The following is a 17110-nucleotide window of genomic DNA, read 5'->3' as shown; positions in this document are numbered from 1 at the left end:
AAACACCATTTATTAAACATTCCATGTTTCTTCACCCCCTGAATATTTTCCAAATAAAAATACATACTATTTTCAAGCCGCCGTGTCCACGGCTAATACTTCTTTCTTTTGTTACAGCAGAAGCAGATAGATTTTTCACTTATCTGCTTTCTCTGTATATTTTTTAGGGAATCGAAAATAATACGAACAAGCTGTTTGAACTAGCAGCTTCACTCTTCTCGCAATGGGGATGCAAATTATCACAATTAGCTAACTCATTGAGCGCACTGGCAGACAACCAAAATCGTTGTCTGCTTTTTGTATGAGATTTTTTGTTTTACATATACTACTTTTGAACCTGCAGACCAATACGAGCCATTTTGGTGCTTGGGATTTCCCTTCCGGGGATAAGTATTTTTTACTTATCCCTTTTTTTGTATAGACACTTATATTTAGGGTAAAACTAATCACAAGCAGATTTTCTGTTTATGCGTAGTTCTAAACAAGATTACTTTTTCTCCTATTAAAGGACAGCAGGTACGACTGCTAGTCCTTTTTCTTATTTCGCATACTATCCCTTCTGTTAACTTCACACTACATTACCTTCATCGCCGTAGTAAGTAACTTCCCAATAAGGATGGTAGTTGTGCATCTCGAGTTCCCATCGAACAAAACTAACAAAGTTACAAATTTCTTTCACCAAATCGGCCAATTCTTTGTTTGCAAAAGATGTTTTTATATCGTTATACCAATTGATTTTTTCATAATTCGTATCATCATCAGAGGAGCTAGTACGAATTGCTTTCTCTCGATTTTTTTCGATTAAATATTGTCCATACGTAAGTTGCACTTGTTCTTGAATTACGACATGGTTGTAATACCCTTGTTCTACTGGTTTTGGACTATAAACTTTCCTTTGTAAGTTTTAAATACGGTGAATGAAATTTCCGTTTTTTTTCTTGCTATCATCCTTGTTCTATACAAACAAAAAAAGAGCCACAATATTTTGCGACTCTTTACAATTATAATTATTTAACGGCCACGTCTTTGCTGACCTTGCTTTGTACTACCTTTTTTATTACTTGGCTTATTAAATGATCGGTTGTTTTCATTTCTTGAACTATTTCTTGAATCACTTCTTGAGCCATTTCTCGAACCACGTCTTGAATCACTTCTTGAACCTTCACGGCTATCTCTTTGACGATACTCGCCTGATTTCTTCGGAGCCGGCCTTGGTACCGGTTTTCCATTTTCATCTACACGTTTTATCTTCGGTTGTTCGATTATTTCTCTTTGTATTGGTGCACCAAGCGTTTTTTCAATTTCTTCTAAATGTTTTTCATCTTTCGCTGCAACGAACGTAATTGCAATACCTGATCCACCTGCACGTCCTGTCCGGCCAATGCGGTGAATATAACTTTCTACATCTTCAGGGATATCATAGTTAAATACGTGCGTTACACCATCTACATCAAGTCCACGAGCTGCTACATCCGTTGCGATTAAGTACTGAATTTTTGCTTCGCGGAAACTCTTCATAACTCTTTCACGTTTCGCTTGAGGTATATCACCATGAAGTTCAGCACAATTATAACCTAGTCCTTTTAAATTATCATAAAGCTTACTCGCTCTAACCTTTGTACGACAGAAAATAACTGCTAAAAATGGCTGATCACGGTCCATAACAAAACGAAGTGCATCTGGCTTTGCACGATCTGTCGTCTCAATGACACGTTGCTCTATTGTATTTACCGTTACTTCTTCACTTTGTACTTGAACCATTTGCGGTTCATCCATATAACGCTTCGCCAATTTTTTAATATCTTTTGGCATCGTTGCTGAGAATAACATCGTTTGTTTACTACCAGGTGTCTCATCTAAAATATCTTCAATATCATATAAGAAACCGAAATAAAGCATTTGATCCGCTTCATCTAATACAATCGTTGTAAGATTACTCAAATCAATTGTTTCACGTCGTATATGATCTAATAATCGTCCTGGTGTCGCAACAACAATATGTGTATTACCTTTTAACTTTCTCAATTGTTGTGCTACATCTTGACCGCCATAAATCGCTAATACATTAATATCTTCTCTTTGCACAAGCATTTTTTTAATTTCAGTTGTAATTTGCAGTGCTAGTTCCCTTGTTGGTGCAACAATTAAAGCCTGAACATCGCTACATTCTGGATCGATTTTTTCTAAAATTGGTAACACAAATGCTAACGTTTTACCCGTTCCTGTTTTCGCCTGCCCAATAATATCTTTACCTGACAGTATAACAGGAATTGCTTCCTCCTGAATTGGTGTTGCTTCTGTTATTCCATTTTCACGTAATGTATGATTAAAAGTTTCACTAATTCCTAATTCTAAAAAGTTTTTCAAATTGACCACTTCTTTTCCTTATTTTTCACATTAGCTTTCATTGTACCATTTGTTTCGCCAAATATGAAAAATAAAAAAATTCTTATCTTCTTTTTTTATATTCATTATGTACTAGTTGGACAAATTCTTTTTGTTTTATCTCAGAATTTATTAATGCTTTCATATTTGCAGAATTCAAAATGAACTTCTTAATTTTTCTATTACTCCAAATTAATTTTGTATACTTTGTATCTTCGTGTAGCTTTCGAAACCACTCAAATTCGCTTAATTTGGCAATATGATGTTTTAATTTCATGTCATTTTGAGGGAAAAATAAAATGATATCTGCTATTACATCAAATAATAAACTCATCTTCTCCCCTCCTGTACATATATATTTCAATGTTACGGAAATATAGTTATAGGGTGATAAAATTGACAACTACATTCATAAGGATCTTTTGCATATTTTACTTACTATATTTTCAATCCACCACAATTATAACGGCAAAATCTCAAACAGATGTAATCAGTGAATTCAAACATGCTTTGCTCAAAAATGATAAAGAATTAATGCAGTCATATGTAACAGAAGGAGTTAAACTACCTACTTTCCAAAAGGAAAAACCTATTCATGAAATTAAAACCGTACTATCTCCAAAAGAAGATACTACAATTCTTATTTCTTATTTCAAAGGCACTAATGATGAATTTACTATCGGTTTCATTTTGGAAATAGTAACAAAGAATAATAAAATATCTCGAATTAATCAAATTTATGATGGAACGAATCCATTTATGAAAGAAGCTACTATCGTAAAAGAATATGAAATGAAGTGTAAGAAACATATACTTACTCCTACAAAATTCCCGTTCGAAATTCACGAATTTCAAGGATACATCTATAACGATTACTTAAACCTCCAATACTACAATGAAGATATTAATGGGATTTTTAAAATCACTGTTTCACCAGTTCAAAACAAATTAAATTTCTATGTACATAGGGGCGCTAAGTTCTATAGCTTAAAAAATAATATAAAAGCATTATACAATCCTCATTTCGATTCAGCATATGAGCTCCTTTTTCAGAAAAATGGTTTTCAATACACAATTGCAATTGGTAACAAACGCTATATACAAGGAAAATATAACATCAAGGATTTAATTCAAATTGCAGAATCTATGAATTAAAAAACGATCTTTTCTATATAAGAAAGATCGGTTTTTTATTATTTTATATATTGAATTCCCCTCCATGATAGCAATAATACTTTACAGCTTTAAGGTCTTTAATCCTCTTTAAAGACTCTTCCGCTTTTTCTATATCTAAACAAAAATTCGGATTAGCTATTACTAATTCACCATTATCTTGAACGGCTGCATCTCCTGTAATTACACTGTGTAAGTCCGGAAAATATAATGAAATATGTCCCGAAGTATGTCCTGGGGTCGCTACTATTTGACATTCACCATTCAAAATTATTTGTCCATCATGTACTTTTTCATCGACGAAAATATGTCTTATATTTTTTAACTGTTGTATAAACCATTTACCAAATTCTTTTTCTTCATTTGGCATACGTTCTAACATTTCTTCTGCTTGAACTAATCTCTCTGATTTTATATCACCATTAATGTAGTTAGATTCAATTTCACTAGCAATAATATTAACTTGAGGATATTTCACTTTAAAATCATATAAAGATCCTATATGATCGTCATCATAATGAGTAATAATTATATTTTTTAAGTTTTTCATCTTGTATCCATGTTTTAAAATTGCCTCTTCAATTAAAGGTAAAAAATTCATATACCCTGTATCTACTAAAGTTAATTCATCGTTTACTATTATTAAACTTGGATAAATACATTGTTTTTGCTCGTTAAATTCGAATTCAATTGGTAGTTCTATTATCTTCATTTTTCTTCCCCCATACCACTTAATAAATGTTTAATAAAAACTAAATCATCTACATACATTTCGTTCAAATTTACGTTTAATGTGTACTTTCTATATAGCAAAGAAAAAAGCATCCGTTATGAATGCTTTCCTTATCTTACCTGTTCAACTACATAAATCAACTTTGGCCTATCCGAAACCTGATATGTATAGTCTTCATTTTTATGCATATATGTTTCTATCCTATTTATCACTTTAAACATTCTGTCTGAATTCGCACTGAACCGAGATACTGAATCACATAAAACTATTGACCCTTTCTTGTAAAAATTTACAATTTCATAAATATCTCGTTCTAAACAAACTTCTCCTACTTGCAAATCCTCTTTCGCTTCATAGTTATAAATTCCCATTCTCATTCCCCCAAAAAATTGTATTTTTTCTTACAACATCCCCTCGTTACATAAATAATACCACGATAAAATTCTAAAACTCAAACTCATCGGCTTCATCTGAGAAAATAAAAAAACATCACCGAAGTGACTACTTTCAAGAAGATGGGAGAAAAGAGAGGAAAAAATAATTCAAAACAAAGTAACACCTGAAATGCTAGATGAAGCAGCTAATCGATTAATAACAGAATCACATTAGAAGCCTATGAATCACCAGCGAGGAAAGGGGCTATTCAAGAATTACTAAATTTCTCATCAATAGATTATTTAGAAGTAATTCAACATTGTACGAATGCAGAGATTAATGTGAAAAATTAACTTTAATACGCATTACCACAAAACGTTATCTACGTAGTACCTTTACTTGGAACGAACATATACACTGTGAGTCGTTACATAACCAACATTCTATTATTTTGAACAGGTAATTCCCTATTTTTATTGAAATATACATTAAGAAAAACTATAAAATTGATTAGTCTCTCACTTCTTTGTCTATCCTTTTAAAAAATCTATTTTTTTGTAAAAGGAGTGTTTATATGGAGAAACAGAAACTTTGGAAAAAATTCAAGAAAAGCTCAGCAGATCTCGGTAAATCTAGCGTATATGAAAGTATTATTTTATATTACACAATGAGAAAAAAAGGGTTACCTACTAAAGCGAAATTCATCATATTAGCCGCTTTATCTTATTACGTATTAACAATCGACTTTATTCCAGATATAGCTGCTATTATTGGGATTGGCTTATTAGATGATGTTTTGGCGATCGCTGTAGCTCATAAATACGTGATGCGCCATGCAGACGCCGAAATTCGAGAAAAGAGCAAAGTAAAAATGGAGTCATTATTTACTCCCGCACAAACATAATGAAAAAGGAGCTAATATAATGTTACTTAGCTCCTCTTTTATTACACAATGTTTAAATGTACTATTTCATTTCACTTCATTCGCCACAAAAAATTGTTCACAAACACTCGATATGCGCTGTAAGTCTACGTTCCCACCAGATATAACCGCTACTACTTTTTTTCCCTTAATATATGTATCCACTTTCCCTGCAAGTAGAGCAGCAGTAGCTAATGCGCCTGCACCTTCTACAACAGCTTTCCCGCGTTGTAATAAGTCTTTCATCGCTAATTCCAGCTCTTTTTCTGATACTGTTACAATATCATCTACTAATTCTTTTACAACTTCAAAAGTTAAATTGCCTGGTATTTTTACCGCGCAACCATCTGCTATCGTAGGTGCCTCATAATGTTCTATAATTGTACCTTTGTCATAAGATGCCTTCATCCCATGAACATTTTCTGCTTGGACACCAATTATATGAATCGACGGATTAAAAGATTTTAATGCAACAGCAATTCCAGAAATAATTCCTCCTCCACCAATTGGTACAATGACCGTATCAACATCCCACATATCATCAAGAATATCTAATCCTATTGTACCTTGACCAGCCATTACTTCTACATCGTCATATGGATGTAAGTATGTTTCACCTGTTTCTCTAATAATCTCCTCACATTTTGCCTTCGCATCATCAAAGGTTTCACCATGTAAAACCACTTTAGATCCATATCCTTTCGTTGCATCAACTTTCGCTTGAGGGGCAGAAATCGGCATTACAATTTTACTTTTAATACCGAGTAAATGAGCAGATAAAGCAATTCCTTGCGCATGATTACCAGCAGAACAAGCAATTACTCCTCTCTCTTTTTCTTGATCTGTCAGCTGTGACATTTTATTAAACGCACCACGGAATTTAAACGAACCTGTTAATTGCATATTTTCTAATTTCAAGTGAATTTCTCCACCTGTTTTACTAGTCAAATAAAATGATTTTACTAATGGAGTTTTACGAGCATTTCTGTCCAAAATAGTTTGAGCTTTTTTAATATCGTCTATATGCAATGGTAGTTTTTTAGTTATCATACTAACACCTCTTCCAATGTTCTATTCCTAAGTTTTCGTAAGTCGCAACTCCTTTATACGAAATGAAAAAGTCTTTATATATGTACCCCACTCTGTAATACATACATCTGCAAACAATTCAACATCCTCTTCATATCACGTTCTTTATAATGATTTAAGCATGCAATTTGGATCCAATTATTCTTTCGTAAATACGCTGATTCATAATGAACAATATATCCTTGTAACGCTAACGCATCACCGACCGCTTTAGAAGAAAGACCTCCATTTAATTGAATCGTAAGTATAATTGGCGCGGCATATTCTTTAGGTGAAACAAGTTTTAACCCTATACTAGTAATAGCTTCTTCCATATAATCATATGTCTCTTTAATTTTTACAAATGCTTTTTCATCTTCAAATCTCTTCAACGCTTCTTGCAAAGCATTAATTAAATTCCATGAATGGGAATATGGAATACTTTCATTTTCTTCGTACATACCAATATCCATATAGGCTGGTAATGTCTCGTTTACTTTCACATTATGATTATGAAAAATGAAAGATAATCCAGTCAACGATTTAATTGCCTTTCCGCTCACGCCACTCGCAAAATATACATCCTTTAAATCTATCGGTATCGCTCCAATTGAGCTAATACAATCTACACATAGTTTCACTTTATACTTTTCACATAAAACATTTAGCTCGTCTAAATCATTTAACATTCCAGTTGATGTTTCGTGGTGAACAAACCAAAGCCATTCATAATGTCCAGCTCCCATTATTTTTTCCAATTCTGTATAAATAAACGGTTCTCCCATTTCTTTTTTATACGTATCAAAATGTAACTCTGCACGTGTTGCATGCCCGACTAATCTATTACCAAATTCCCCATTTGTTAATACGAGCCCCTTTCCTTTTAAAGAACGTAACTGTAAAGCAATGGCATCATTCGCTAATGTCCCTGTTCCTAACATGATTTGCACACGTTTTGCTTTTGTCATTTGAAGTAATCGTTTCTTTACATTATCCATAGTCACTTGAAATGACTTAGAACGGTGTGAAATAGGCTTAGTAGAAAATGCCTTTCGAACATTCTCTTCAATATCTACTGGGCCGGGTAAAAACGTATACTCTTTCGTCATAATTCCCCCAACACTCGATGCTTCAAACATAGCAGGGGTAACATACATAGGCTGGAATGCTGCTGCTTCTGTACCAACTAACGAATGGAAAGATTTGAATCCCATTTGCTCATATAAAGGTAGTTCACGTGTTGTTGCAGAAATGAGTGCCAATTCATATCCATTTAGAAGTAAATAACGATGTAAAAAGCGAATTAAACCTAATAACGCTCTTCCATTTCGATATTCACTTTCTACTGAAAGTAAACGAATTTCATATACGTTTTCTCCATGTTCTTGCAAATAAAAATCTAGATTTGAAATTTTATAATCTAACGAGAATGGTCGTTTTCCTCGCAACGCAACCATACCTACTAACTTATCGTCATCTAAACAAATTAAATATGTATTTTCTTCATGAAAACAATCTATACGAACACGATCTTTCGTTTCTTCATGTTGCGGAATTTCTTCTACAAATGTTTTATAATTCAATTTATGTATACTTTCAAATTCCCAAACTTGATCAGCAACTTTATAAATTAACCTCATGCCCTATCTCCTTTATCTATTTAATAAAAAATGATAAGTGGAGATTAACCCCACTTATTAAATGTTTATTTCATTCGCGATTTACATATAAAATAAGTACAATGATGAGTGCACTTAAAATAGTCGTAACAATTGAGTAAGAATACAAAATCATGCAAAGTGGTAAACAAGCAATTGTAATTAGTCCTGGCTTCGTAAATCCTTTAAAGATTAAATAAAATATAATGAAAACTGCAACGAGGGTAAGCGCTATCAAATAATCAAATGCGATTAGTCCTCCGATAAATGTTGAAATACCTTTACCGCCCTTACCTTTAAATAAAACTGGATAAATATGTCCAATTATTACAGCCAATAATGTTAGCATTACAAATGTAGAATCTTCAAAAAGGTATTTTGCAATAGAAACTACGATTGCCCCTTTGATCGCATCGCCTAAAAATGTAGCGACGAAATACCCTTTTCCATACACACGGCCCATGTTTCTTGCACCAGGATTACCACTTCCTTCATCCCGAATATCAACGTTATGTCTCCATTTCGTTACTATATAAGCAGTCAATATGTTTCCAAATAAATAAGAAGCCACCAAATACAAAAATTGCATACTATTAATCATATAATCATTCACTTTCTACGTAGGAGTACTTATACAATATTCAAGAACAATGTATATTGTACGTTTCTATCCGCATCCCTTTATACATTTTAACATCATATATTTACAAATCATACAAAAATTCTCATACAGCTATTTTTTAAAATATATATTTTTCATTAAATAATATGTTCCTTTCACTGCTGATTGTGATTGTGATATAAATGTAACTTTTCCTATGCTTTTCTCACAGCATTTCTTAAATTCATCATATATTTCAGGAACGAAACGCAATATACTGCCACTTACTGCAATAGAAGCTGATAAATCAAACTGCATCTTGTTATAAACATCTATTGTAATCCTTGCTAATTCCTTTCCAGCTTGCATCATAATTTCATGTGCAGCATCATTCCCATTTCTAGCTTCCCGAATAACTAATGGTGTGATTGCTGCAACTTTATCTTTTGCAGATCTATAAACTAGACTTTTTATATGAGACGATGTCAAAAGTTGAAACTCATCTTGAATTCTTAAGCTTAATGGACAAAGTGTAACTCCTTGATCCAATTGATTTACCATTCTCTTTAAAGCTTGTAATGCAATCCAATATCCGCTTCCTTCATCTCCTAAAATATGTCCCCATCCACCGCTATACTCATGTACTTCTCCTTTTCTCCCTAGACAAATCGCACCTGTGCCACCAATCGTTAAAATTCCATCCTTTCCTTCTAAAGCGGCTGCGTGTGCTATCATTGCGTCATTAAAAACTTCAATTTGTATTCCATACTTCTTTTTTAGACGTAATGTTAATTCATTTATATTTGCTCCGCTTATACCTGCTAATCCTAAACAAATACACACACAATGCTCTTTCACTACACTTATCTGGCAATGATCAATCGCTTCCATAATATGCACAAGAGCTTCTTCAAAATCTATTAATATGTTTCCAAATCCACTAGTAGCTCTTACAAGTTCATTTCCGTCTTTATCAAATGCAATTGCTTCTGTCTTCGTTCCCCCGCCATCTATTCCAATCATATACTTCATATACGTTCTCCTCATTTTCTTCATATTGAAGGGTACGTTACATTCCCTAAAACTACAGATTTCTTTGCACCTGTTGCACTCGGCACATTACTCGGATTACGATGATACGTTTCGTTTGCTAAAATGGCAAAGGCGATAGCTTCTTTCGCCTCTGAAGAATAGCCTATATCTTCCTGAATGAATATTGCGCAGTTTTCATCCTTCAATCCATTTCGCAACATTTCAACAAGTGTGCTATTATAGCTGCCACCACCGCCTAATATCACCTCATCGATTTCATAATACGGCAAGATAAACTTCTTATAATGATGAACAATTGAATTTGCAGTAAACATCGTGACAGTCGTCAATATATTTTCTTTACTATGCTTTTCAAACCGCTTCAATAATTCACTTGCAAATTTTTCTCCAAACTGTTCTCTACCTGTTGATTTCGGCGGATTCATTTTCAAAAATGGATGACTGATACAATATGTCAAAATTTCATCTATAACTCTACCCTGTTTTGCAATTTCACCATTTTGATCATATGGCAACTGAAATAACCTTTGACATACTTCATCAATTATCATATTCCCTGGACCAGTATCAAAAGCTATAACGTTCTGATCACTTTTTTGACTTGGTATTACGGTAACATTACCAATCCCGCCGATATTTTGTAGTAGTCTATTTTTAGTTGGATGACGATATAAAATAATCTCTGAATATGGTACAAGTGGTGCACCTTGTCCTCCTGCTGCCATGTCCATCGTTCGGAAATTTGAGATAACCGTCGTGTTCGTGTCATATGCTATTACTGCAGGTTCCCCAATTTGCAATGTGGAAGGTATCCTATTACCATCTTGCTCCGGCTGATGATAAATCGTTTGTCCGTGAGAACCTATCAAATCTAATTGTTCCAAAGAAAAATTGGCCTCTTTACAAACTTCCTTTACAGCATTGGCAAAACATAAACCGAGCTTAAAATTCAAACTACATATGAGTTGGACATTTGAATTTTCTATTGATAATGCTTGTTGTATTTCACTTTTTATATCATTACGAAATGGAACTGTAGTAAAATGGATGAGTTTAACCTTAGAATCTACACCACTCCCTTCTATACGAACGAGCGCTACATCTATTCCATCTAATGAAGTACCGGACATTACCCCTGCAATATACATAACATGCATGACCTCCTATTTACTAAAAAACAATCATGTAAGTTACAAATGTACAACCGATCGAAAACAATATAAATCTAAAAAACAACTGAGCTTTCGATGCAAACGATCCATCAATGAAAGAAACAACTACTGTAAGCAAAATGCTTGCCGCAATGCTTGTAACAAGCCATATACTATGCATTTGTGATAGATGTAGCATTCTTAATAAAGGCACAAAAAGTAAATTCGCACATATCACTCCAAATAATAATAAAAATACACCTTTATAACTAAATTTTATATTCATTCCATTTCATCCTCTCTGGACTTCATGTGAAAGAAGTGATAGGCAAAATACCTATCACTCATAAATTAAAGCATAAAGATTATGGATTAACAGATTCGCCTTCACCACTCTTCTCAATTTCAAGCATATTTTTGTCGTACATTTTAAAGAATGGTAAATATATAAGGAACGATATTGCTATATTTATAAAAACTAATACAATCGCACGCCAATCCCCACCTGTTGCTAAATAAGCACCAATTGGAGCAGGTAATGTCCATGGCGGCATAATATGCGTTGGTGTTACAAATCCCATTGCAGTTGCAGAATATGCAACAGTTGCCGTTACAAGTGGTGTAATGATAAATGGGATAATTAAAATTGGATTTAGTACAATCGGCAAGCCGAATATGACTGGCTCATTTATATTAAAAATACCCGGAACAATACAAGTTCTTGATAATGCTTTCGAATATTTTGATCGACCAAATACAATCATAGCTAATACAAGCCCTAATGTCGCACCAGAACCGCCAATCCATATAAACCATTGATATAACGGCTCTGGTGAAATAAATGGCAACTGATCTGCTCCACTAGCAACTGCTTCTCCATTTTTCCCTAGATATACTTCCCATAATGGCCGAGCAACAGTTCCAACAACCGACACACCATGGATTCCGAATGACCAAAAAAACGTAATTAAAAACACTGGAATCATTACACCGAAGTAACTATCGCCAGCTTTTACTAATGGTGCTGCTAGTTTATCAACAACATGGTGTAAATCAATGCTAAAAACGACAGTTACTAGACTCATAATAATAATAACGAATGCAGCAGGTATAAGTGCTTCAAACGAACGCGACACAGATGGCGGTACTTGTTCTGGCATTTTAATCATTACATTTTTCTTCTTACAAAACCTTAAAATCTCTACGGATAAAATAGAAACAATCATCGTCACGAATAATCCATGACCTCCAAGATTTGTCATCGGAAGCATAAATCCTTTTTTATCAATTAATTCAGGAGTTAATGTTAATAGCAGTGAACATACTGCAAGCTGTGCTCCTGATAAAGCATCTAGTTTATAACTTTTCGCCAAATTATATCCTATTCCAAATGCTATATATAAAGACATAATAAACATCGTTAGGCGATATGGTATTAATATACTTGTTTGATTTTTTAATGCCCAAACAGATATGAAACTATCTTTCGGTAATGGTGGAAATGCTACGATTAAAAAGAAACTTCCTACGATGATAAATGGTAATGCTGAAATCACTCCATCACGGATTGCTTGTAAATGTCTCTGTTCAGAAAGTCTTGCCATCGGTCCAGATAAGTTTTTATCAAGAAACGTGACAAACTTATTCATAACGGTTCCCCCTAACGAATTAAATCATTTACAGTCTTTAATAAAGTCGGTCCACCAAGAGGTGTATATGCTTGCGGCGGTATAATACCGCACGGGATAGATTCCTCTTCTGCGAATTTTTTAACAGAATCAAATCGATGTCTAACTTGAGGTGCAACCATTACAACATCCCAGCCATTCTTCACTTCTTCTTCCACCTCATTTGTTCCAATCGCATGCACTTCCATGTTCATACCCTTTTTCTCCGCCTCCTTTTTTAAAGCGTTTACAACAATTGCACTGGACATCCCTCCAGAACAAACGAACAAAACCTTCATTTATGAATCCTCCTATACTTATAATTTATTCCCCTTCAAATGAAAGGAAGTTTCACTTTACTAACAAGCATATGAAGTAGTAAATGAATTTAGTTATACTGAAAGTAAATTTCAGTAAAAATATTTTTCCTATTAAATTAATGTTTCAATATTTATTTTTCTCAATTGTAAGAACAACCTCATCTCGGATATCATAATAGTTAACCACATAATAGGGAGGCGTATAAATGATTGTTAAACGTTTATTAATGATATGTTGTATCGTCATCTTTTTTATTCCTTTCACTTTCATTTCCCCTCACTCTACTTATGCTGAAGCTAATACTACGTATAAAAAACATGAATTACGTGCTGTATGGATCGCATCTGTTCTTAATATTGATTGGCCCTCAAAAACTGGCTTACCAATTGAAAATCAAAAACAAGAATTTATTAAATTATTAGACGATGTAAAAAACACTGGTATGAATGCAGTCATTGTACAAATAAAACCAACTGCTGATGCTTTCTATCCTTCAAATTACGGTCCTTGGTCTGAATACATTACGGGCACACAAGGAAAAGATCCTGGTTATGACCCACTCGCATTTATGGTCGATGAAGCACATAAAAGAAATATAGAATTTCACGCATGGATTAACCCATACCGAATAACGATGAATCACACTGATATAAATCGATTATCAAATAATCACCCTGCAAAACAACACCCCGATTGGATTGTACCTTATGGCGGGAAGTTATATTACAATCCCGGTATTCCAGAAGTGAAAAAATTTATAACTGAAGGTGCTTTAGAAATCGTGCAAAATTATGACATTGATGCGCTGCATATGGATGATTATTTTTATCCATATAAAGTAGCAGGTGAACAATTCCCCGATCAAAAAACGTACGAAACGTATAATAACGGTAGATTTACAAATATAGAGGATTGGCGACGTGACAATGTAAATGAACTTGTAAGAGATTTAAATACTGCTATTAAACAAGAAAAGTCATATGTAAAATTTGGCATTAGCCCATTTGGCGTATGGCGAAATATAGCTGATGATCCGACTGGCTCTAACACAACTGCCGGCCAAAGAAACTTTGATGATCTTTATGCTGATACACGTGAGTGGATACAAAAAGGTTACATTGACTACATCACACCGCAAATATATTGGAATATAGGTTTCACTCCTGCTGCGTATGACATATTAGTAGATTGGTGGGTAAAAGAAACAAATAATAAACCGATCCACCTATACATCGGTCAGGCGGCCTATAAAATTAATAATAATTCTGTCCCAGCTTGGTCTGATCCAGAAGAATACCCAAGACAAATTGAATTAAATCGGTTATATCCTGAAATAAAAGGTAGTATGCATTTTAGCTTGAAAGATATTAATAACAATCCACTAGGAATTAAAGATAGACTCTCAAAAGACATATATAAATATCCTGCATTAATCCCCTCTATGCCTTGGCTTGATCATGATCCACCAAAACAACCGACTTTAAAAGGTGCTATTCCAAGAGATGAAGGTATTGCTGTAGGTATCATTGATAATAGAGAGAATGATTCTGCTTATTACGCTATTTACCGCGTGAATGGAAAAAGTGAAGTGAATATAGAAAATCCGAAAAATTTACTTACTACTGTAAGAAAGACAAAGCCTGGAGAAATTTATTTAGATAAAACCGTTATTTCTGGAGAAACATATACGTATGTAGTAACTGCAGTTGATCGATTGCATAATGAAAGTGTTGCTTCTAGTCATACTACCGTTAAAGCAAAATAACAACTAATAAAAAAAACGCCTTAAAGCTAAGTATTATAGCTTTAAGGCGTCTTTTTTATTTATTCTTAAACTTCTCAGTCGCTGCTCTCATCTTCACATTCAAATCGTGATCAATCGAGTCACGAATATCCCGCTCTACTACTTCCATTTCTTTTTGGAAATTTTGTAAGTAGATTTTCAATTCTTCTTCTTTTTCGGGACGTTGTGATGGTGGTAGTTGCACCACTAAAGATAACATTGCTATTAAATCTTTCATTAAGAACGTTTCAAGTTTATGTTGTTGTTCAAACATACGTTGCTCTTGATAGTATGGCAGTGCATTTAATACTGAAATTGTAATATCATCAACTGTTTTTTGTAATGAAGGATTTATTGAACGTTTATACGCTTGAATTGTATTTAATGCATCTGGATATCGATCATAAAAATACAATTTATAAAACGATAAATCTGTCGGTTTTACTGTTTGCTGCGTTTCTTGTCTTAAAAAATCTTTTACTTTCATCGCTGCTACATCAATATCTTCATTAGTAAGCTTTTTCGTCGTTTTTGCCATTACATGTACTTTTTTCTGTTTTTCTTTCGGTAACATTGAGAATACTTGCTCTCTCGTACGTTGACCCGATGCACAGAAAAGCGTGTTTAATATATGTTGTTCTTTCTTTCCTTCCGTACGAATCCAACGATAAAAGAGTGGATGTTGTGTAAATTCTTGTAGAAACGGTAATGATTTATTCGATAACTTATCTAAAGAATCGTGTGCTCTTTTATATGGCTTCGTCCACGAAAAATACAGTTTACGTCCGAAATATACAACTAAAACAACGACAGTAAATGCGATTAAAAACAATGTACCGAGTAGTAATAATACAGTTTGAATAAAACTCATTTTTTCACCTCCTCTAAAAGTCTGCTATTTTCTTGGGCGCTGAATGAGTTTTTGTTTCATTTCATCATTAAATGTGTCTAGTTCAATAACAAACTTCTTACTTGACTCGATAATACGTTCTGACGATTTTTCAGAAGCTTCAATTGCAGCAAATACATTTTGGAATGATTCGCGTAATTTATCCATGCTAATTGCAGGATTTTCAAGAAGTTTTGTTGTTTCTTCTGTATTTTGTTTTAATGCCTGAGAATTACTTAATACCATAGACTCAATTGCTTCATTTGTTGCATTCACTGCATCAATTGTTTTACGCTGATTTGTTAATGCTAACTGGATAGCAGCAGAAACTGTTACAACGTTTTGCGTCATCGTAATTGCATTACGAATTGCCTCTGTTAACTTTTCATTATTTTTCTTAATAATGTCTACTGATGCGATAGATTGTAATAACACACTTTTCGCTTGTTGCATATTGCGCGTACGTACGAGTATCTTTTCTAATGCATCATTAATTAATGGAATATCCCTTTGACGTTCTGGATTTTGTTTCTCAGCTTCCAGCATGCCAGCAAGTTTTTTCCCTAAGTATACTTGCTTATCAAGCGCGTGAATTTTATCGTGTGATTGTTCCTTAAGCATCTCTAGGCCAACAGTATCTTCTTGTAAGTTGTCACGGCCAATTAGAAGCGATCTTATAATCTCCTCAATTTGCTTATCTATAGATTGGTATTTATGCACGTATGTTTCAAGTGGATTTTTCTTGAATACTTTAAACATAATTTTCTTCATGCCACTTGCTTTTAATGAGTTCGGATCAAGCTCTGATACTACTTTACGTAATTCTAACAATGTATTCGGGATTTCTTCATTTTTCCCGTTCATCATCGCTGTGACAGGACGTTTTAATGCTGATAACGTTTGTCCTGCTGCTTGTTGTTCTTTATCCCCTAAATCTCCTAGCTGAGACAATACTTTCGATAAATCTGTATTTTGCTCGCTATTTAATTTTTGTACATAAAGATCGGCTTCTTTATTTAATTCATCAAGTTCTTCATCTTTTATAACTGTATCAACTACTACTTCTACATTATTATCTTTCACAATTGATACGGGTTCTTTTTTCTCGAGTTCAGTCAACAAAATCGCTCCTTTATTTATATGTGCGAATTTATGTGCACTATATTTCATCTAATATATTGTATTTCATGTGCAAACAGCCTATATGAAATCAATTTTCAAGAAATACCTGCTTATGCAGTCATTCCCTGTTTCTTACTATAAGTATACCTGTAAACAACATAATTTTCCTCAGACTTAAGACCTAGAGACCGACATGCTGAAGGCGGATT

18 protein-coding genes and 1 pseudogene are annotated in these 17110 nt (G+C 33.7%); 4 read left to right on the top strand and 15 right to left on the bottom strand.

Going from position 1 to position 17110, the window contains the following annotated elements; all coding sequences use genetic code 11:
- Positions 1 to 568: 568 nt before the first annotated feature.
- From ACTFR9_RS04990 to ACTFR9_RS04980, 3 genes are all read right to left on the bottom strand, one after another.
- Positions 569 to 829, bottom strand: coding sequence for a hypothetical protein (locus tag ACTFR9_RS04990; protein WP_001177683.1), 261 nt, complete (start codon positions 827 to 829; stop codon positions 569 to 571).
- A gap of 182 nt (positions 830 to 1011) precedes the next feature.
- A complete protein-coding gene (locus ACTFR9_RS04985; protein WP_071741717.1) occupies positions 1012 to 2376 on the bottom strand; it encodes a DEAD/DEAH box helicase in 1365 nt (454 codons plus the stop codon).
- A gap of 73 nt (positions 2377 to 2449) precedes the next feature.
- Complete coding sequence (locus ACTFR9_RS04980; RefSeq protein ID WP_061536410.1) at positions 2450 to 2719, bottom strand: hypothetical protein; 270 nt, start codon at positions 2717 to 2719, stop codon at positions 2450 to 2452.
- Positions 2720 to 2748: 29 nt separating this feature from the next.
- On the opposite strand from ACTFR9_RS04980, the gene ACTFR9_RS04975 reads away from it, so the two are divergent.
- Positions 2749 to 3540, top strand: a complete 792-nt coding sequence (locus ACTFR9_RS04975; RefSeq protein ID WP_025991664.1) for a hypothetical protein — start codon at positions 2749 to 2751, stop codon at positions 3538 to 3540.
- Positions 3541 to 3583: 43 nt separating this feature from the next.
- Here ACTFR9_RS04975 and ACTFR9_RS04970 read toward each other — a convergent pair whose 3' ends face one another.
- On the bottom strand, positions 3584 to 4270 hold the full coding sequence (locus ACTFR9_RS04970; RefSeq protein ID WP_000691135.1) for an MBL fold metallo-hydrolase: 687 nt from the start codon (positions 4268 to 4270) through the stop codon (positions 3584 to 3586).
- 131 nt (positions 4271 to 4401) lie between these two features.
- Positions 4402 to 4662 (bottom strand): hypothetical protein, encoded by a 261-nt coding sequence (locus ACTFR9_RS04965; RefSeq protein WP_000513520.1) that lies wholly within the window; start codon positions 4660 to 4662, stop codon positions 4402 to 4404.
- A 216-nt stretch (positions 4663 to 4878) separates the two neighbouring features.
- On the opposite strand from ACTFR9_RS04965, the pseudogene ACTFR9_RS04960 reads away from it, so the two are divergent.
- Positions 4879 to 5016, top strand: a pseudogene (locus tag ACTFR9_RS04960) (SMI1/KNR4 family protein); the annotation flags it as partial.
- 224 nt (positions 5017 to 5240) lie between these two features.
- Positions 5241 to 5570, top strand: a complete 330-nt coding sequence (locus ACTFR9_RS04955) for a YkvA family protein (RefSeq protein WP_000414828.1) — start codon at positions 5241 to 5243, stop codon at positions 5568 to 5570.
- Between the two features lie 66 nt (positions 5571 to 5636).
- On the opposite strand, the gene tdcB is transcribed toward ACTFR9_RS04955, so the two are convergent.
- The 8 genes from tdcB to ACTFR9_RS04915 all read right to left on the bottom strand — a co-directional run bounded on the left by tdcB (position 5637) and on the right by ACTFR9_RS04915 (position 13085).
- Positions 5637 to 6638 (bottom strand): bifunctional threonine ammonia-lyase/L-serine ammonia-lyase TdcB, encoded by a 1002-nt coding sequence (gene tdcB, locus ACTFR9_RS04950; protein WP_000628911.1) that lies wholly within the window; start codon positions 6636 to 6638, stop codon positions 5637 to 5639.
- A gap of 74 nt (positions 6639 to 6712) precedes the next feature.
- The gene (locus ACTFR9_RS04945; RefSeq protein ID WP_229136341.1) at positions 6713 to 8296 is read right to left on the bottom strand and encodes an aminotransferase class V-fold PLP-dependent enzyme; all 1584 of its coding nucleotides are present in this window, start codon (positions 8294 to 8296) and stop codon (positions 6713 to 6715) included.
- Between the two features lie 70 nt (positions 8297 to 8366).
- Complete coding sequence (gene plsY / locus ACTFR9_RS04940; RefSeq protein ID WP_000610858.1) at positions 8367 to 8915, bottom strand: glycerol-3-phosphate 1-O-acyltransferase PlsY; 549 nt, start codon at positions 8913 to 8915, stop codon at positions 8367 to 8369.
- Between the two features lie 132 nt (positions 8916 to 9047).
- Positions 9048 to 9947 carry a BadF/BadG/BcrA/BcrD ATPase family protein gene (locus tag ACTFR9_RS04935; protein ID WP_071741720.1) on the bottom strand — a complete coding sequence of 300 codons (900 nt, stop codon included), beginning with the start codon at positions 9945 to 9947 and terminating at the stop codon, positions 9048 to 9050.
- Between the two features lie 20 nt (positions 9948 to 9967).
- Entirely contained in the window at positions 9968 to 11116 is a 1149-nt protein-coding gene (anmK, locus tag ACTFR9_RS04930) for an anhydro-N-acetylmuramic acid kinase AnmK (protein WP_229136342.1), read from the bottom strand.
- A gap of 22 nt (positions 11117 to 11138) precedes the next feature.
- A complete protein-coding gene (locus ACTFR9_RS04925) occupies positions 11139 to 11405 on the bottom strand; it encodes a hypothetical protein (protein ID WP_001021973.1) in 267 nt (88 codons plus the stop codon).
- Positions 11406 to 11484: 79 nt separating this feature from the next.
- A complete protein-coding gene (locus ACTFR9_RS04920; RefSeq protein ID WP_001032282.1) occupies positions 11485 to 12768 on the bottom strand; it encodes a PTS sugar transporter subunit IIC in 1284 nt (427 codons plus the stop codon).
- Positions 12769 to 12779: 11 nt separating this feature from the next.
- Positions 12780 to 13085 (bottom strand): PTS sugar transporter subunit IIB, encoded by a 306-nt coding sequence (locus ACTFR9_RS04915; protein ID WP_000865887.1) that lies wholly within the window; start codon positions 13083 to 13085, stop codon positions 12780 to 12782.
- 227 nt (positions 13086 to 13312) lie between these two features.
- On the opposite strand from ACTFR9_RS04915, the gene ACTFR9_RS04910 reads away from it, so the two are divergent.
- Positions 13313 to 14872, top strand: coding sequence for a glycoside hydrolase family 10 protein (locus ACTFR9_RS04910; RefSeq protein ID WP_103141557.1), 1560 nt, complete (start codon positions 13313 to 13315; stop codon positions 14870 to 14872).
- 55 nt (positions 14873 to 14927) lie between these two features.
- Here ACTFR9_RS04910 and ACTFR9_RS04905 read toward each other — a convergent pair whose 3' ends face one another.
- Positions 14928 to 15761 (bottom strand): DUF3974 domain-containing protein, encoded by an 834-nt coding sequence (locus ACTFR9_RS04905; RefSeq protein ID WP_000008358.1) that lies wholly within the window; start codon positions 15759 to 15761, stop codon positions 14928 to 14930.
- Positions 15762 to 15785: 24 nt separating this feature from the next.
- Positions 15786 to 16898 carry a toxic anion resistance protein gene (locus tag ACTFR9_RS04900; protein WP_000137402.1) on the bottom strand — a complete coding sequence of 371 codons (1113 nt, stop codon included), beginning with the start codon at positions 16896 to 16898 and terminating at the stop codon, positions 15786 to 15788.
- Positions 16899 to 17110: the final 212 nt, after the last annotated feature.

This window comes from Bacillus cereus group sp. MYBK222-1, assembly GCF_051916425.1.
In the GTDB taxonomy this organism is placed as follows: domain Bacteria; phylum Bacillota; class Bacilli; order Bacillales; family Bacillaceae_G; genus Bacillus_A; species Bacillus_A paranthracis.
The sequence above is the reverse complement of the archived record's forward strand: the minus strand, read 5'-3'. Positions and strand labels throughout refer to the sequence as shown.

What these genes read in the sequence shown, in the direction of transcription:
- ACTFR9_RS04955 (WP_000414828.1), top strand. Translation starts at nt 5,241, where the DNA reads ATGGAGAAACAGAAACTTTGGAAAAAATTCAAGAAAAGCTCAGCAGAT.
- ACTFR9_RS04905 (WP_000008358.1), bottom strand. Translation starts at nt 15,761, where the DNA reads ATGAGTTTTATTCAAACTGTATTATTACTACTCGGTACATTGTTTTTA.
- ACTFR9_RS04970 (WP_000691135.1), bottom strand. Translation starts at nt 4,270, where the DNA reads ATGAAGATAATAGAACTACCAATTGAATTCGAATTTAACGAGCAAAAA.
- plsY (WP_000610858.1), bottom strand. Translation starts at nt 8,915, where the DNA reads ATGATTAATAGTATGCAATTTTTGTATTTGGTGGCTTCTTATTTATTT.
- ACTFR9_RS04910 (WP_103141557.1), top strand. Translation starts at nt 13,313, where the DNA reads ATGATTGTTAAACGTTTATTAATGATATGTTGTATCGTCATCTTTTTT.
- ACTFR9_RS04965 (WP_000513520.1), bottom strand. Translation starts at nt 4,662, where the DNA reads ATGGGAATTTATAACTATGAAGCGAAAGAGGATTTGCAAGTAGGAGAA.
- tdcB (WP_000628911.1), bottom strand. Translation starts at nt 6,638, where the DNA reads ATGATAACTAAAAAACTACCATTGCATATAGACGATATTAAAAAAGCT.
- anmK (WP_229136342.1), bottom strand. Translation starts at nt 11,116, where the DNA reads ATGTATATTGCAGGGGTAATGTCCGGTACTTCATTAGATGGAATAGAT.
- ACTFR9_RS04935 (WP_071741720.1), bottom strand. Translation starts at nt 9,947, where the DNA reads ATGAAGTATATGATTGGAATAGATGGCGGGGGAACGAAGACAGAAGCA.
- ACTFR9_RS04920 (WP_001032282.1), bottom strand. Translation starts at nt 12,768, where the DNA reads ATGAATAAGTTTGTCACGTTTCTTGATAAAAACTTATCTGGACCGATG.
- ACTFR9_RS04915 (WP_000865887.1), bottom strand. Translation starts at nt 13,085, where the DNA reads ATGAAGGTTTTGTTCGTTTGTTCTGGAGGGATGTCCAGTGCAATTGTT.
- ACTFR9_RS04945 (WP_229136341.1), bottom strand. Translation starts at nt 8,296, where the DNA reads ATGAGGTTAATTTATAAAGTTGCTGATCAAGTTTGGGAATTTGAAAGT.
- ACTFR9_RS04980 (WP_061536410.1), bottom strand. Translation starts at nt 2,719, where the DNA reads ATGAGTTTATTATTTGATGTAATAGCAGATATCATTTTATTTTTCCCT.
- ACTFR9_RS04925 (WP_001021973.1), bottom strand. Translation starts at nt 11,405, where the DNA reads ATGAATATAAAATTTAGTTATAAAGGTGTATTTTTATTATTATTTGGA.
- ACTFR9_RS04975 (WP_025991664.1), top strand. Translation starts at nt 2,749, where the DNA reads ATGTTACGGAAATATAGTTATAGGGTGATAAAATTGACAACTACATTC.